General features: G+C 32.5%; 18 protein-coding genes. 9 read left to right on the top strand and 9 right to left on the bottom strand.

Annotated elements, in window-relative coordinates:
- Window positions 1-57 precede the first annotated feature (57 nt).
- A complete protein-coding gene (locus tag V6624_RS19520; protein ID WP_338839889.1) occupies window positions 58-1,683 on the top strand; it encodes a glycosyl hydrolase family 18 protein in 1,626 nt (541 codons plus the stop codon).
- A gap of 360 nt (window positions 1,684-2,043) precedes the next feature.
- Here V6624_RS19520 and V6624_RS19515 read toward each other — a convergent pair whose 3' ends face one another.
- Entirely contained in the window at window positions 2,044-3,975 is a 1,932-nt protein-coding gene (locus V6624_RS19515; RefSeq protein ID WP_338839888.1) for a metallophosphoesterase, read from the bottom strand.
- Between the two features lie 333 nt (window positions 3,976-4,308).
- On the opposite strand from V6624_RS19515, the gene V6624_RS19510 reads away from it, so the two are divergent.
- Complete coding sequence (locus V6624_RS19510; protein WP_111289648.1) at window positions 4,309-4,677, top strand: STAS/SEC14 domain-containing protein; 369 nt, start codon at window positions 4,309-4,311, stop codon at window positions 4,675-4,677.
- A 77-nt stretch (window positions 4,678-4,754) separates the two neighbouring features.
- Here the strand turns inward: V6624_RS19510 and V6624_RS19505 are convergent, their stop codons facing one another.
- From V6624_RS19505 to V6624_RS19495, 3 genes are read right to left on the bottom strand one after another with little or no spacing between them, the layout of a single operon-like run.
- Window positions 4,755-5,027, bottom strand: coding sequence for a PrgI family protein (locus tag V6624_RS19505; RefSeq protein ID WP_111289650.1), 273 nt, complete (start codon window positions 5,025-5,027; stop codon window positions 4,755-4,757).
- Window positions 5,028-5,050: 23 nt separating this feature from the next.
- On the bottom strand, window positions 5,051-5,449 hold the full coding sequence (locus V6624_RS19500; protein ID WP_338839887.1) for a hypothetical protein: 399 nt from the start codon (window positions 5,447-5,449) through the stop codon (window positions 5,051-5,053).
- Window positions 5,450-5,482: 33 nt separating this feature from the next.
- A complete protein-coding gene (locus tag V6624_RS19495; protein ID WP_111289654.1) occupies window positions 5,483-5,971 on the bottom strand; it encodes a hypothetical protein in 489 nt (162 codons plus the stop codon).
- Window positions 5,972-6,202: 231 nt separating this feature from the next.
- Here V6624_RS19495 and V6624_RS19490 point away from each other — a divergent pair, with 231 nt between their 5' ends.
- On the top strand, window positions 6,203-6,676 hold the full coding sequence (locus tag V6624_RS19490) for a CinA family protein (RefSeq protein WP_338839886.1): 474 nt from the start codon (window positions 6,203-6,205) through the stop codon (window positions 6,674-6,676).
- Window positions 6,677-7,005: 329 nt separating this feature from the next.
- Window positions 7,006-7,467: an IS200/IS605 family transposase gene (tnpA, locus tag V6624_RS19485; protein WP_338839885.1), complete on the top strand. Its 462-nt coding sequence runs from the start codon at window positions 7,006-7,008 to the stop codon at window positions 7,465-7,467.
- Window positions 7,468-7,561: 94 nt separating this feature from the next.
- Here the strand turns inward: tnpA and V6624_RS19480 are convergent, their stop codons facing one another.
- Window positions 7,562-8,476 carry a DsbA family protein gene (locus tag V6624_RS19480; RefSeq protein ID WP_338839884.1) on the bottom strand — a complete coding sequence of 305 codons (915 nt, stop codon included), beginning with the start codon at window positions 8,474-8,476 and terminating at the stop codon, window positions 7,562-7,564.
- A 282-nt stretch (window positions 8,477-8,758) separates the two neighbouring features.
- Here V6624_RS19480 and V6624_RS19475 point away from each other — a divergent pair, with 282 nt between their 5' ends.
- The 5 genes from V6624_RS19475 (at window position 8,759) to V6624_RS19455 (ending at window position 12,615) form a co-directional block, all read left to right on the top strand.
- On the top strand, window positions 8,759-9,454 hold the full coding sequence (locus V6624_RS19475; RefSeq protein WP_338839883.1) for an SMI1/KNR4 family protein: 696 nt from the start codon (window positions 8,759-8,761) through the stop codon (window positions 9,452-9,454).
- Window positions 9,455-9,471: 17 nt separating this feature from the next.
- On the top strand, window positions 9,472-10,002 hold the full coding sequence (locus V6624_RS19470) for a hypothetical protein (protein WP_338839882.1): 531 nt from the start codon (window positions 9,472-9,474) through the stop codon (window positions 10,000-10,002).
- Window positions 10,003-10,028: 26 nt separating this feature from the next.
- Window positions 10,029-11,384 carry a DUF6138 family protein gene (locus V6624_RS19465; RefSeq protein ID WP_338839881.1) on the top strand — a complete coding sequence of 452 codons (1,356 nt, stop codon included), beginning with the start codon at window positions 10,029-10,031 and terminating at the stop codon, window positions 11,382-11,384.
- A 130-nt stretch (window positions 11,385-11,514) separates the two neighbouring features.
- On the top strand, window positions 11,515-11,994 hold the full coding sequence (locus tag V6624_RS19460; RefSeq protein ID WP_338839880.1) for a TlpA disulfide reductase family protein: 480 nt from the start codon (window positions 11,515-11,517) through the stop codon (window positions 11,992-11,994).
- A 6-nt stretch (window positions 11,995-12,000) separates the two neighbouring features.
- Window positions 12,001-12,615, top strand: a complete 615-nt coding sequence (locus V6624_RS19455; RefSeq protein ID WP_338839879.1) for a thioredoxin family protein — start codon at window positions 12,001-12,003, stop codon at window positions 12,613-12,615.
- Between the two features lie 134 nt (window positions 12,616-12,749).
- Here V6624_RS19455 and V6624_RS19450 read toward each other — a convergent pair whose 3' ends face one another.
- From V6624_RS19450 to V6624_RS19435, 4 genes are all read right to left on the bottom strand, one after another.
- Complete coding sequence (locus tag V6624_RS19450; protein ID WP_338839878.1) at window positions 12,750-13,979, bottom strand: PQQ-dependent sugar dehydrogenase; 1,230 nt, start codon at window positions 13,977-13,979, stop codon at window positions 12,750-12,752.
- A gap of 353 nt (window positions 13,980-14,332) precedes the next feature.
- Entirely contained in the window at window positions 14,333-14,626 is a 294-nt protein-coding gene (locus tag V6624_RS19445; RefSeq protein ID WP_111290139.1) for a DUF3861 domain-containing protein, read from the bottom strand.
- 20 nt (window positions 14,627-14,646) lie between these two features.
- Window positions 14,647-15,378 (bottom strand): LytTR family DNA-binding domain-containing protein, encoded by a 732-nt coding sequence (locus V6624_RS19440; protein ID WP_338839877.1) that lies wholly within the window; start codon window positions 15,376-15,378, stop codon window positions 14,647-14,649.
- Window positions 15,375-16,424, bottom strand: coding sequence for a sensor histidine kinase (locus V6624_RS19435; RefSeq protein ID WP_338839876.1), 1,050 nt, complete (start codon window positions 16,422-16,424; stop codon window positions 15,375-15,377). The genes V6624_RS19440 and V6624_RS19435 overlap by 4 nt, the downstream gene beginning before the upstream one ends.
- Between the last annotated feature and the right edge of the window lie 221 nt (window positions 16,425-16,645).

The following is a 16,645-nucleotide window of genomic DNA, read 5'->3' as shown; positions in this document are numbered from 1 at the left end:
CATTCTAAAATCTAAATTTCTCTCATCCCCATAATTTACAAATTAAAACAAATCACTATGAAAGACAATTACAAAAGAATGTCGGCAAAATGGATTCTTATTTTAGCATTGGGTGTTTTTAATTTTTCTGTAGCCCAAAAAAAGGTAATCGCATATATTCCAAATTGGATTGATTTAAATGCTTTTTCAAGCACTATTCAGTATAATAAATTAACGCACATTAATATTGCTTTCGAAAATCCTGATGCAAATGGATATTTGAGTTTTAATTCAGGAAGCAATACAATCATAAATGCGGCACATGCACAGAATGTAAAAGTTTTTGTTTCTCTTGGAGGAGGATCAGTTTCAGAAGGAGGAGCGATTCGTGACAATTATTTTAATCTGATAACTCCAGCAAATAGAACTGCTTTCATTCAGAAAATATACGATTATGTTGTTGCTCACAATTTTGATGGAGTCGATGTAGATTTAGAAGGACCAGCAATTAATGGTGATTACGGAGGATTTGTGATTGCTTTAGCGAATAAATTGCATGCCAATGGCAAATTGATTTCAGCAGCGCTTTCAGAAGGATATGGTGGTGCAAATGTACCTTCATCTACTTTTGCAGCTTACGACTGGATCAATATTATGGCTTATGATGCAACAGGCCCTTGGGCGCCAAACAATCCGGGTCAGCATTCTCCTTATAGCATGGCGGTAAATCAGTTTAATTATTGGACAGGAAGAGGATTGCCTGCAAGTAAGGCCGTAATTGGACTTCCGTTTTACGGATACGGTTTTGGAGCTTCTGCTAATCAAGGAATTTCTTATGCCAATATTGTAGCTCAATATCCAGGTGCTGAAAATTTAGATCAAGTTGGAAACACAATTTATTATAACGGAATTCCAACTATCAAACAAAAAACGACTTTTGCGATTCAAAATGCGGCTGGAGTAATGATTTGGGAATTGTCTCAAGATGCAACAGGTTCAAAATCTTTGTTAACTGCCATTAATCAAGTTATTACAGGAAGCAATCCGCCAGCAACAGGAACTTTAATTCAAGCAGAAAATTACAATACCATGAGCGGTGTTCAAACTGAAGCAACAACTGATACAGGCGGTGGATTAAATGTCGGATATTGTGATACAGGCGATTGGATGGCCTATTATAATATTAATTTCCCAACTTCTGGTTCTTATCAAATTGAATATCGAGTTGCAAGTGCAGTTACGGGCGGAAGATTATCATCTGATTTAAATGCAGGAACTATTCAGCTTGGTGCTATAAATGTTCCAAATACAGGAGGATGGCAAAACTGGCAGACGATTACTCAAACTGTAAACGTAAATGCTGGAACGTATAATTTCGGGATATATGTTCAAAACACAGGTTTTAATATAAACTGGTTTAAAATTACAAAATCGGGTTCAACGGCAAGATCAGCTGCGCCAACTACTGAACAATCTATCGCCAGTTTAGAAATTTATCCAAATCCAACAGAAAGTGAAATCTTTTTCAGCACCGAAGTTTCTGGCGGAAATGTAAATATTATTAATACTGAAGGAGGAGCAACTGTTTCCTCTCAGACCGTAAATAATAATAGTGTAGACGTTTCTACTTTAAAAACGGGCGTTTACTTGATTTCAGTTGAGAAAAATGGAATCAAAACGGTAAGACGTTTTATTAAAAAATAATCCTAACCCATTTGCCATAATGGTTTTAGATACATTAAATTTTAGGTTTTAATGTGATGAAAAGGGCCGTCTATTTGGACGGTTTTTTTTTTAAAACGCAAAGAGCGCAAAGGTTACGCAAAGTTCATTTAAGACGGTTTTTTGTAACGCAGAGAACGCTAAGGTTTTACGCAAAGTTCGCAGAGTATTTTGAGAAAAACTTTAGTAGTCAAAGTTCACAAAGCATTATGGAATTAGCTTTGCGAACTTTTTATTTTATAAATTCAGCTTAGAAAAAACTTCGCGAACTTTGCGTAAAATCTTTGCGTTCTTTGCGTTAAAAAATATGTTTTGCGTTAAAAAAAACATCCTTACAATAAATCACTTCAAACTCTTAATCTCGCCATTTTTCAAATCAACAGTAAAATGATCTGCTGGAACTTCGTGCATGAACTTATTGAAAATTATAAGAAATAATTTCATTTGTTTTTGCATCGGATTATCTTTCGAAATATCAGCTTTAGAACCTTCTAAAAATAAATTAGATAAAACTTTATATTCTATTGCTCTTTGAGTTCCAACATCAGTTAAAGCTAATTCGTCGGCGCTTCTGAAACGATAGAAATCTACTAAAAGATCGTAGCCTGTCCAATTAAAATTATCTTTTTTCAGATTGTTTTGAGCTAAAATTCTATCAGATTTTGCTTCAGCTTCATTCCATTCTTTTTGAAACTGTTCTTTATTTTTTAGAATATAATCAAAATCTTTATCCGATTGTATATTGGCTAAAACCAATAAATCTTTCGCAGAAACATTCAATATAAAATCTTTGAAAGCAGAAGGCCAATCATCTTTTAAGAAACGAAGACGAACTAATTCTTTCAAATGGAAATCGGTAAAATCGTGATAGTTTTTTGTCTTTAAAATATCAATATTCCAAATGTCTTGCGTTTTCTGACTTTTCAAAAATTGATATTCCATTTTATACAAATCAAAAAGCTCGTTATATCTCGGAACATCATCGATAGTAATGGTTTGAATATCGACAACATTATCTTTTTTGAAAGTCAATAATTTATAAGCTGGAATATAAGCTGCTAAAGATGGTGTTTGAATGTTAACCAAAGTATTTCCTTTTGCAGAAGTTCTTACACCCGTATCGTTGATATGCATGTGACCTCCAAAATGGATCTTCAATCCTGCATCTGCAAAAATCTGTGCCACTTCTTCAACTGGAACACGGTTTAACTGCCATTTGTTTGGGCCGAGAAGTTCTTTTATTTCCGCGGAAGCGTCATCATTAAAATCAATCATAGGAAAATGACTGAAAGCGATTAAAGTTTTTCCTTGTTTTTTGGCTTGAGCCGAAATAGTTTCAACCCATTTTATAAGATGTTTTTTGTTCGAAAGCACATTGTTATAACCTGTACTTGCTTCGCTGTAATTTTTAGAATCTTTTTCAGTAGAAGCATTTTTCTTTGGAATGTAAACATTTCCGTCAATTGCCATTAGCCAAAGTCCGTCGATTGGTTCTACAACATAACTAACATCTGGAACTTCGTATCCTGGCGCTACTTCATATACGCGATTTTCCAGTTTAGCGCTTTCTAAAGCTTTTTCGAATGTATAGTTTTCATTTGTATAAGAAGAAAATGGAGTAGCCCAAAATTTGTATTTTTTGTTGGGATGAAAGCCAAAATCCTGAAGCTGATGGGTAATACCTAAATAACCCATTTTAGCAATATCGGCGGTAACAACTACGGGCTGTTCAATGTTTAAATTTGGCTTATAAAGACCTTCTTTGCTATAAATGGGTTGACTTTTACCTTCTTTTCCTAAGAAATCTTCTTTTCCAGATTCTTGAGCAAAAGGCCCAACTGGATCATGGTTTCCTGTAGTAATGAAGAATTCTATTCCGTATTTTTTACTGTATTGATTTAATATTTTGGCTAATCTGCGAACGTGAATTGGTTGGCCGTCATCTGTGTAATCTCCTGGAAGTGCTACATATTTGATTTTTCGCTTTGCGATATCTTCTAAAGCAGCTATAAATGCAAAATAATTTTCATTGAAAATTCGAGTAGAATGAAGCTGTGATGACATGGTGCGCACCAAAGCATATTTTCCTGTTTTCGGATTTAAAACGCCTTTATAATCTGAATCTGAAAATGTACCAAATAAATCTTGTAAATGGACGTCAGATAAAAACGCAACTTGTGTTCCGTTGAGGTTTTTAGCTTTTTGCGCCAATGCGGTATAATTGAAAAAGGCAAAAAACGATAATAGATATAATATTGGAAATCTTGAATGCATAGGTTTTTAACTTTAATAAATTTGGGGCTTATTAGAAGTTTTAGAACTTTTAATTGACCGCAATTTTATTGATTTAAAGCGGAAATCAGTTTATGATAGTGTTATGGAATGATAATGTTTTGAGTTTTTTTTATCGCAATACCTATTTAAGTATTCGACATAAACCTTTGTCACTTTGCACTTTGAAACTTTGTCTCTTAAAAAAATATAATAAACGAATAGTTAAATGTAAATTCTATTTCGCTGATTATAAGTATATTTGAGATACAATTGAGTATTTTATAAAGTGCTCTGACAAAACTCATTTAAGTAACTCAAAAAAGTATAAAAATCATGATACATCAAATTGATACTACCGATAATATTGTAGCTTTTAGAGCATTGGCAGAAGTAACAAAAGACGATTTTTTGACAGCAGTAGTTCCAGCCGTTGAACATTTGGTAAAACAAACAAACGAGATTAATTTTTTATTGGTTTTAGATACCGATATTCAGAATTTTACCGCGGGAGCTTGGCTTCAAGATGGACTTTTAGGGCTTAAACATTTAGGAAAGTGGAATAGAGCTGCAATTGTAACGGATACAGATGAAATAATTTCTTTCACAAACGGATTTAGTTACATTGTTCCAGGGGAATTTCGTGGCTATAAAAAAATAGACTTTAATAAAGCTTTAAATTGGGTCGAAGGAAATATTTCTTAAACACAGATTTTAATTGAAATAAAAAAGAGCACTTTTTATAAGAAAGTGCTCTTTTTCATGAGATATAACAAAAACTATTAATGATTGTATTCGATACCGCTGCTAGCCTGAGCGTCTATTTTTTCTTTGCTAACTTGATTGTATTTTTTATAACAAGCCGATGCTAAAATTGGTAAAGCAAGACTTCCTACAACAGCACTTGCTTTTTTATGTCCCGTTTTTTTCAAAACAGCCGATGCTAAAAGAACACCAACCCCAGCACATACCATTTGTTTTACAGAAAGATTCAGCGGCTTTTTTTCAGGTGTGATTCCGTGTAATAATGGGTCTATGAAATTTAAGTTCTCCATAATGTTAATTTATTTAGTTATACTTATTTAATTGTGTTTTCATTATCCGATTCGCTTTCAATTTTCTCGATTTCGACTTTTTCTTTTTTTATAGTCTGACGAAGCAAAGCAAAAAGACTCATATAAACATTTGCCATAAAAACTAGAGAAAACCCTGCCAAAATATAGCCTCTCCAATCATTTAACAAAAGTTTATAATCGCAGATAATCAAAAAAGCGATTGTGACATAGTGACTAAAGCAATACTCGCACGTAAGAAGATAAAAGAACTTTCTTGACAATATGTACCTGTCATTTTTAGAATGTCTGACACACCATTCATGAGGTTCTCTAAAAATCTCTTCATGCGTGACAGTCCAACTTACGCAAGCAATCGGAATTGCTAATACAAAAAGCCAGACAATTTGCGTTCCTATAGTCATAAACTAATGCTTTTACAATTTACGAAAATTTCGTTATTCTCGAGGATGGTTTTCTGGATAATGTTCTGCATCAAAATCGTCTAATTCTTCATCTTGGTCGTGATCTGAATCTTTTTCTACATCTTCTTCATAATCTAAATCAGGATGGTGTTCTTCGTTCAAATCATCTTTGGTGCCATCATTGGTAATGGCATCATCTTCATTAATAATTCGCTCTTGATTCGGAATATTTTCTGATCGAATATTGGAGTTCGATTCAAAATCAACTTGCGGATGTTTTGGATCTTCGATGAACTCTTCCTGATATTGATACGGGTCTTCATCTCGCGCATAATTGTCATTATCAATAAGAGTATTTTGTTCGTAATAATCAGGATCACTTTCGCCAAATTCCCGATTGTCATGTTTTTTCAACACTTGTTTAAACTGATCTTCATTTGTATAAGTACCATCAGCAAGAGTGTTTTGATCTATATAATCAGGGTCAAACTGACCATAATCATGGTTGTGTTGCTTTTCCATAATACTGTTTTTTAGATTGTTATTTTTCTTGGGATTTATAATTTCCTGTATATCGCATTTTACAAATTTACCATGTAATCACGAGCATATCCTTACAAGAAAAAACATTATAGTTGCATAATTAACAGTTACTTATAATGTAATTGTTGTAAGGAATTATGTAAGTTTAATCTGTTGAAAAGAATCTACATTTGGTTAAGAAAGAAATGTGCAATTAAATCCTAAAACATTATGGCATCTGATAAAGTTACTCAATGTTGCGAAGCCTTAATAGAAAAAAACTTGACAATATCATTTGCAGAAAGTGCTTCTGCTGGAAAAATGTGTTATGAATTTTCGACGGTATTCAACTCCGGAAGAATTTTGATTGGCGGAATGATTTGTTATCATTCATCGATGAAAGAAGATTTACTTCAAATTCCGTGGGGAACTATCGAAAAATACAGTGCAGAATCTGCCGAAGTTACCAAATTAATGGCGCAGAATTTTTATCGGTATATAAACTCTGACATTTGCGTAGGTCTAACAGGATTAACAACTCCCGGAGGAAGCGAAAGTGAATCAAAGCCAGTTGGAACAATTTTCATACATATCGTTTTTTCAGATAAAGAAATAGCGAAACGTTATGAATTTAAAGGAGATCCAGAAAGTATAATCAATCAAGCAATTGATGTTGTTGCAGATTTGATTTTGAAGGAAATATAACAAACCAATCAAACGTCCCTACGGGACGAAAAAAAATGTTCGCATTTTTTTTCTACCGATGAGATGTTCCTAACGGAACATTTTTTTGTTTAAAGTAATTTCTTAGATACGTTAAGTAGTCACAATTTTATAATTGCAAGAATAGAAACAATGTTCCAGCGGAACATTATTTTGTCTTAAAATAATACTCTAAAGACTTTTAGGAGATATAATAAACACAAGCATTTTTAAAATTTGCATTACTAAAAAAAATGTTCCGTTAGGAACATCTCATCGGTAGAACTTTAAATGATTCATTTTTTTCGTTCCGTAGGAACGTTTGGTTGGTAATGGCAAATACATACACACAATTGCATATACAATTTGTATTTGCGGTGAAATACAGAAAAGCATTAATTTCTAAGGATTGGAAAGACAAATTACATCAATATATTACGGGTATAATTCAAGCCAATAATCATAAAATGTTATGTATTAATAGTATGCCAGATCATATGCATGTTTTTATAGGGATGCGTCCTACACAATCCATTTCTGCGCTGGTCCAAAATATAAAAACAGAAACCAGCAAATGGATTAAAGAACAAAAATTGTCTCCTAATTTTTCATGGCAAGAAGGGTATGGTGCTTTTTCATATTCGAGAAGCCATGTGCCGAATGTCATTCGATATATTCAAAATCAAGAACAGCATCATAAAAAAGAAACATTTTTAGAAGAATACCAGAAACAGCTGAAAGCTTTTGAAGTAGAATTTGATAATCAATACATTTTTAAAGAACCAATATTATAATGTCAAACGTCCCGATGGGACGAAATTAACAATGCATATATTTTTTTCTACCAACCAAATGTTCCGATGGAACATGATTTAAATATTCTTTTAATTATTTTCTACTATAAAGTGAACCATTTTTTATTGTCTTTTTATCTAATAAACCTTGCTGATATAATTTCTCTAAAATAGAAGTAGCTTCAGAAGTCGATTTATCTAAAATGACAGCATATTCTTTTGGAGCCAATGTTGGAAAAATCTCAAACAAATCTAACGGGTTTTCATTTTTAAAATTCTTCTTTTTTGCTTCTGGAAATAATGCTAATAAAGCATTTTCATAAGAAGCGTAAGGTTTAGAACCGTAAACAGTTAATTGATTATTATCTTCATTGGCTAAAAATAAAGTTGGGAAACCTCGTACGCCAAGAGTTTTTCCTAAATTTAAATCTTCTTGAAAAAGTTCTTCGGCATCATCATAATCTGCTTTCAGTTTTGGAACATCCAAACCTGCGATTTTTGCAGCTTCTGCTATGTTTTCCCATTTTGCAATATTCTTTTTATCGAGATAAAGCTTTTCGCGAAGAATACGCATAAAGTAAACCGCTTTTTCTTTGCTTTGCATTTGAGCGGCTTTCATAGCAATGCAAGAAGGATAAGAAGAATCTAACGGATCTTCAATCCAAACATTTCCGTCAATTGGCATTTCGTAATACAAACTCGCTTCATCCCAATGATGTGCAACGTCAGAAGGTTTGTTTATTCCGCCGCTGTTATAACTCCAATCGGGTAATAAGCCGCCCATTCTGTAATCAATTTCAAAATAATCTCCATATTCTAGTTTTAGTTTTCTAAGCTGAGGTTCAATTCCCCAGCAAGAAGAACAAATTGGATCAGTATAGTAAATTATTTTGATAGGTTTATTTTCTGTTGGAATAGCTGTTTTTTCATTCGATTTTTCGCCAATAGGCATTTCACACATTCCACTTACAGGATCACATAATAACGGATTTGTTTTGTTTTCACTCATTTTTGAATTCGTTTGTGATTGGCAACTCACACTGCAAATCAGGATTAATAGTATCGACAGTATTTTCATAGTAATTTTTAAAAGGTACTCTCGGATTTATGAATTTGCTGCAAAGTTGAGCCGAATATCATCGCCAGTCAATTAGTCAAAAAAACATGACTAGAAAATACATCCTAATCTTAAGAAATTGCTTTTGCAAAAAAGTGAGATTATCATTATAAAGTGATTGCAAGCTTGTAATTAATTGTTTATTTTTCACTTCGTAAAAAATAGAAGCCTAAAATGAATTATAATCAAAAGATTAAACGCCTTTACAACTTGTCTGAAACTGAAAACTACGGATTTTCAGAAAATCAAATTCTCGATCTTGAGAAAACATTAGAGATAAAACTTCCTTTAAAATTAAAAGAATATTATCTGGAATTAGGGAAAGAGGAAAACCTAAATTACTGCTTTAACAGACTTTTGAAACCTGAAAATGAAATCGGATTTTCTGATGATGATTTTTTGGTTTTTTATGAAGAAAATCAAAACGTAGCTTTTTGGGGAATTAAAAAAGAAGATCTATCACAGGAAAATCCGCCGATTTATGGCAATTATGATACGATAGAAAAATCGGATTGGGAAATGGAAACCGAGACTACGGAGAACTTTTTTTTGCTGATGGCTGTTTTTAATGGAACTTTGGGCGGACTTCAATTTAATGGAAATTATTTAGGAGAAATTGACTCGAAAATTGTAAAGTTTATTGAAGAGAATTATGCTCTTGTTTCCGAAATCAGCAGAGAAAATCAAAAAATATATACAGATGATTTTTATGAAGTGATCAGTTTGTCATTCGATCAGGAAAACAATTGTACGGGAGCTTTTATTGGATCAAGCCATCAGGAACGATTTGATGCTATTTTGGATAATATGGATATAGATTGGTCTTATCTTTCTTATGATGATGAAGAAGCCCATGGTGACGATGAGTAATTAAAAAACAGATAGTAATGCTTAAAATTCGACCAATTCAAGACATAAAAAAGCAACTTTTATTAAGTAAACAAGCTGTTAGAAACTTTCCAAAATTGGTTTCTTTTAAGTTTGATGCATTGTATGAAGAGATTGTAACTCAAATAAAGACCATTGAGATTTCATCTGAATGTATTTTGTTTGATAGTGTAGAATCATACAATGTTACAAGGGAATTTTCAGATCTAGATTATTGGTCAGAAAAAGCAAAAGAAGAAATAAACAAATTTTGGTTTTTTGCTACAAATGGGCAGGGTGATTTTTGGCTATTTGATGATGAAAATAAAGTTTATTTCTACGATCATGAATATGAAGAAATGTGTTTTAAAAACTTTACTGATTTAGGGTTGAATTTTGAAAAATGGTTACAGTATTCATGTCTCAATAAACAGCTTGGCGAAGTCTATGAAAAAGAAGACGAAATAAGTGAAGAAATAAAAAATGATTACAAAGAAAAATTAAAAGAATTAAGCGGTCTATTATCAAATAATTATCCTTTTGAGATATAGCTTACCGAAAAACGAATAAAATAAGAATGAGAGAATTAAATTATTTAGTAAAAATAGAAGGCAACGAATCGCTTTTAGAAAAATTCATTGAAGCGATTGATAATAATACAGTTAAAATTGATAAAGCATATCCAAATCCGTACGTATTAGATTCGGGCGAAAAATTTCTGCTATCACCCATAATTGAGTATTTTTTCCAGACTAGACCTTTTTCAAAAGAGTTTTATATTTCATTTGTAGAAAAACTTCGAAAACTTACAGGATTTGATAGTTACCGTTATTCATTAGGATTGCAAGCTGAGGAATTAGTTTTTAATAGTTTTGAAAGAGTAAAAAAAGGCAAATACAAGATTTTTATACCCAAAACAAAAGAAGAGCTTCCGAAACCAATATTGACAGAAGAACAAAAAGAACTTTTAAGGTTTATATGTTATATCGCTGTTTCTCATATTAAATACGGCCCAAGTTATGCTACAGTTACTGCAAATGAGTATTTTGATGTCGTAACGGAATTAGGTTCTGATGAAGTAGAACAGCTTAAGAAAAACGGAACAGGGAAACTTCCAAAAGAACTGATTGAATATAAAGACAAAGATTTTACAGGAAAAGCAAATGATGTTTTTGCGACAATCAATATAAAACTGATTACTGAAACAGAAGAAAGTTATAAAAAAGCATTAAACTTCGTTAACAGCCTTCTAAAATCTGATTTTCCTAAAAGTTTTGAAATTAGTTTTTCATCAAAAAATAAAGAACTACTCCCAATAAAAGGACTTCCAAAATGCGGACAGAATTATCTTTTTGCTGGAGCTGTTAAATATCCAAATCTTCACAATGACATTTTAGAATATATTAATCTGGCTAAAAAGAAATACGAATGGTACAACAATCTTGAAGACGAAAATTGTGCCATGCCATCGACTTTTGCCGTTTTTGCTTTAGGATTACAAGACGAAAAATATTTTGATACTCTGATTGATTATTATAAAACAGTTGATGATGAACACCAATCTGTTCATGCAAAATTTACATCTGTATTTTTAGAGAAATTCGGCGTAACCGAAAAATCTATAAAGGTTTATATAAATGCCGTTTTATCCATGCAGGAACATCCGCATAATAAGGCTTTCGTTTCTTATTTTGCAAATGAGAAGAGCCTAAAATTATTGTTGGATAGTAAAGAGAATTTCATTTCGTATTATTTTACAGAGGAAGATTTAAAAGAATATTCAGATAGTGGTACTAATGTACAGGAAATGGCAGATTATTGCTGGGAAAGTGTCATGTATACCACTTTTGGACAAAGTAAAGATTTTGCTAAAATTAGCAAAGAGCTTAAAGATTCTGAAAAAGAAATTTTTGAAAAACTTTTGCAACGATAGATTTAATTAGCACCATAGAATCTCAACATATTATAGCCTCAAAAGAATCATTAGATTTTCATTAACAAAATCTAATTAAGCATTAGTTTATATTTGTAGGAAACAAATTAATTTTAAGATCAAAAGGTCTATGAAAAATAAACTTTTAAAAATTTCCTTTCTTCTGTTTTTGCTTTTTTCTATAAAAGGATACAATCAGAACGTAAAGCTTTTAAACATAAATCAGCTTAATGAAAGAATTAAAAACGGAAAAGACAGCACTTATGTAGTCAATTTTTGGGCAACTTGGTGCGCGCCGTGCATAAAAGAATTACCGCATTTCGAGAAATTAGGAGCAGAACATAAATCAGAAAAAGTGGCTGTTTTGTTAGTAAGCTTAGATTTTAAATCGAAATTGGAATCGAATGTAATTCCGTTTGTAAAAAGGAAAAACTTACAGAATGAAGTCTTTCTTTTAAACGAAAGCAATCCACAAGAGTTTATTGATCGAATTGATCCGAGCTGGTCAGGAAGCATTCCTGCAACGCTTTTCATTAAAAATGATAAAAGAAAATTTATTGAAAGCGAATTTACCTATGAACAATTATTAACTGAATATAAAAAACTGTAAACTATTATGAAGAAAATAATCTTATTATTAGCATTAGCATTTTCTGCTTTTCTATCTCAGGCACAAAATGCTGTAACACTTAAAGCGGGCGATGCAGCTCCAGATTTCAAACTGAAAAATGTTGACAACAAAGAAGTTTCTTTTGGAACTTTTAAAGATGCAAAAGGTTATATCGTCGTTTTTACTTGTAATACTTGTCCATACGCAATTGGTTATGAGCAAAGAATTATCGATTTAGATAAAAAATTCAGATCACAAGGATATCCTGTAATTGCAATAAATCCAAATGATCCTGAAGCTTCTAATGCAGATACATTTGCAAAAATGCAAGATTTAGCAAAAGATAAAAAATATCCTTTCCCATATTTATTTGACCCAGGACAAAAAATTACAGATGAATATGGTGCAAAACGCACACCTCACATTTTTATCGTTTCTAAAACTTCAAAAGGAAATGTTGTAGAATATGTTGGAGCAATCGATAATGATCCAGAAGGAAATAACCCTCAGAAAGTAAAATATGCTGAAGATGTAATTGCATCATTAAAAAGCGGTCAAAAACCAGCAATTACGCAAACTAAAGAAATTGGCTGTACAGTAAAAAGAAAAGCAAAAGCTTAATTTTTTTGTTTCAAGTTTAAAGTTTCATGTTTTATTCCGTTGCGTTTAACTTGAAACCTGAAACAAAAAAACATAAAATAGAAACGCCCCATATTTGGGGCGTTTTTGGCATGTATAGTGAACAAGTTTACTTTCTATTTTTTATCAATTTTGTAAAGTCTTCCTTGATCGGTAACGGCGTATAATGCTTCATCTTTTCCTTGAGTAATATCTCTAAATCTTTGTCCTTGTCCGGCCAATAATCGTTCTTCTCCAGCGACTTTATTGTCTTTAAAAGCTAAGCGTACAATATGTGTGCCACTTAATGAACCAATGAATAGATTATTTTGCCATTCTGGAATACGGTTTCCAGCGTAGAAAGTCATACCGCTTGGAGAAACTACAGGATCCCAATAATAAACGGGCTGTTCCATTCCAGTTAGCTGTGTAATTCCTTCTCCGATTTTTTCTCCGCTATATTCGATTCCGTAAGTAATTGTTGGCCAGCCATAATTTGCACCAGCTTTAATTCGGTTAATTTCGTCACCACCTCTTGGACCGTGTTCGCTTTGCCATAATTCGCCCGTTGTTGGATGAATAGCCAAGCCTTGTGGATTTCTATGGCCAATAGTGTAAAGTTCTGGTAAAGCCCCAGTTTGTGTAAAAGATGGATTTCCTGCTGCAGCTTGTCCGTTAGTTGTAATACGAACAATTTTACCCAAACTACTTGTAACAGATTGAGCCAATGGACGAGTTTGTAAAACAGATCTTTCACCAATGCTCACAAAAAGATTTCCAGTTTTGTCAAATAAAACGCGGCCTCCATAGTGTAGTGTGCTTGCATTAGGAGTATTAGAACGATAAATAACAGTTGTATTTTCAAGTGCAGTTTCGTTGTCTGAAATTCGTCCTTTCGCGACAGCGGTAATATTTCCGCCAGCTACAATTTCAGAGAAGGTGAAATAAATCATTCGGTTTGTTGCAAATTCAGGATCTAGGCAAATTCCTAATAACCCACCTTGATCTGCAGGATTAACAGTAGGCACACCAGTTAAAGCATTACCAATAACTCCAGCTTGAGTAACAATTCGAATATTGCCTGCTTTTTCAGTAACTAAAAGACGTCCGTCAGGAAGATAAGCAACTCCCCAAGGGGCACTTAAACCGCTGGTAATTACTTTAGCTTCATATTCTGTTGTGGTTTGAATACTACCTGCACGTGTCTGTCCAGAAAAGGCTGGCTGATAAGTTGTATTGGCTGTACCAGTTTCGACAGGCGGTCCTGTTGGTCCTGGATCGGTGCCTTCGTCAGTATTGTCGTTATTTGAACAACTTCCTAAAGCGAAAATTGCGGTAAGAAGAAAAATACTTTTTTGAATTATCATAATGCTTTCATTTTATAGGTTAAAAAATAGCTCTGCATTATCAAACATCCAAAAGTGAATATTGTTTTTAGAGATTCATTAAAATGAAAGTTTTGCTTTTGAATGAAATTCTCCAGTTATATTTTCAATTAAAGATGCCTAAATGCTTATGCTATTTTTATGAAGCAAAAGAATTTCAAACTAGAAATTAAACTTCTTTTAGGAAAGCATTTAGTGGGACATGCATTAATTGAAAAACGGGATATTGTTGGAAAATATTGCCAGTAAGAATTAGATTATTTATTTCTTAGCCAAAATTTAACATTCAAAAGTTGAAAGAGAATAAGCTTGAAGTCTTATTCTCAAAGGTGTTTTTAAAGACTTTTTAATTTTTTCATGAAGATTGGAAAAACTTCATTTAATTCATCAAAAAGCGGATTTTTGCGATTTTTTATTTTGATTTCGCTAAATAATTTTAATCCTAAAGCAAACTGAACTGCTTGAGAATCGTCTGGAAAAATGTTTTTTTCTTTGATTCGTTCTATAATTGCGAAAATTTCGTCGTGATTGTCAAATTCGATTCCTAATTCTTTTGCTGGCTGAGTTTCGCCGTTTGCATATTCCTTTAGACTTAAAGTCAGGTAATATTTGTTTGATCTTTTTTCCATGATTTTTTGTAATTCTAATTTTATTTCAGCCACTTATCGACTAGTGTTTTAAAAGCTTCTTTATATTGTTCGCCGATTGTAACTTCTATTTTATCAATAAAAATGGAGTTTTTACTAATTGCGCTTATTTTATCTAGCGAAACAATAAACGAACGGTGAACACGCATAAATTTTGATGAAGGAAGTTTTTCTTCGAGAGCTTTTAGAGAAATCAGTGATAATAAAGCTTTTTGAGAATCTTCAAGATGTACTTTTACATAATCTTTCAGACTTTCGATATAAGTAATGTCTTTTAATGAAATTCTAACCCATTGGTATTCGACTTTTAGAAAGATAAATTCATCATCAGCCGCAATAGTATTAAAGTGATTATTAGCTTCTTCTGATAATTGTAAAACTTTACTCGAAGCGCGAAGGAATTCTTCGTAACTAAAAGGTTTCAAAAGATAATCGACCGCATTAACGCGGTAACCTTCAATTGCATAATGATTGTATGCTGTTGTGAATACGATTTTTGGCAACTGTCCAGGCTGATCTTGAAGAAGTCTTGCCAATTCCATTCCGCTCAAATTCGGCATATTGATGTCTAAGAAAACCAGATCAGGTTTTGTTTCTCGAATAATGCCCATTGCGTCTACGGCATTGTCGCATGTTGTTATTAATTCTAAAAACGGAGTTTGTTGTATAAACGTTTCTACTAGTTTTAAAGCCAATGGTTCATCATCTACCGCTATACATTTTAATAAGGTCATTGCTCTAAAGTTATTTTCAATTTAATTTTATATGTTCCGTGATTGGTAACTCCAAAAGTGATAGAATGCTGATTCGGATAAATCAATTGCAATCTACGTTTGGTATTGGTTAAACCAATTCCGCCTTCATCAGAAACTGATGTTTTTTCGAAAAAAGTATTTTCTACTTCAAATTCAAGATCAGTATCATTTTGCGAAAGTTTAATGTGTATTTCGCTTTTATCGGTTGCATGAACGCCATGTTTAAATGCATTTTCTACTAAAGGTAGTAATAACATTGGAACAATTGGATAATCATACAGTTTTTCAGGGATCTCTGTCGTTATAGTTAATTTACTATTGGCACGAAGTTTCATCAAAGCGATAAAATCTTTTAAAAATTCTACTTCTTTAAATAATGTCGTTCGTTCGCCTTCTGTGCTGTAAAGCAAATAACGCATCATACGGCTTAAAGTATGCAACGCATTTCTAGAATCTTCTATATCAGTATAAGTCAGCGAATAAATGCTATTAAGTGAATTAAAGAAAAAATGCGGATTTATCTGTGCCTTCAGCATGGCTAATTCAGCCATAGTTTTGTCTTGCTCTAATTTCAGTTTGTGCTGTGCAGCTTTCTGCCAATGCTGTAACATCGCCCAACTCGTACTGATTCCTAAAACCAGTAATGTTAGTGTAAAAACGTAATTGTCAAAGTACGGATTTTTATATTTTTTAAAACCAATTGCTTTACTAATTTGATTATGCAGATCCGTTTGAGAAGTATAAAAATAAGCGATTAATTGTAATGTAAGAATGGCAAGAAATGCCCAGATTAAATAGAGAGAAGTATTGTCTTTAATAATGGTTTTTGGAACAACGATTTTTGCTGTTGAATAAAAAACAACTATTAAAAGAAATAAGATTATACTCTGCCAAAGCCAGAATGCTTGCGGAAGCACAACATTCCAAGTTAAAGGAATGTAAAACAACATAAGATACCCTAATAAGAACCATCCCAGTATGTGTAATCCAGTAAAAAGATAAGGTCTAAAAAAGTTTGGTGTCATTTTAATTTCTGATTTTAAGGACAATATTACATTTTATTTGAATATAAAATTTGAGCAATCGCCCAAACCCGATTTAGAGTCTCTAAAAAGCATTTTAGAACCGATAAGACAAAAATTAAACACTTGTTTAATATTTAAAAAAATTCCGTCGGCTGTCATCTTGCCTTTATCGATTGTCTCTCGCTCTTCGTCTATTTGAAAAATTTTGTGTGTTATATTTT

The sequence above is a fragment of the Flavobacterium ginsenosidimutans genome (assembly GCF_037478105.1).
In the GTDB taxonomy this organism is placed as follows: Bacteria; Bacteroidota; Bacteroidia; order Flavobacteriales; family Flavobacteriaceae; genus Flavobacterium; species Flavobacterium ginsenosidimutans.
This window is presented reverse-complemented; position numbering and strand designations above follow the sequence as displayed.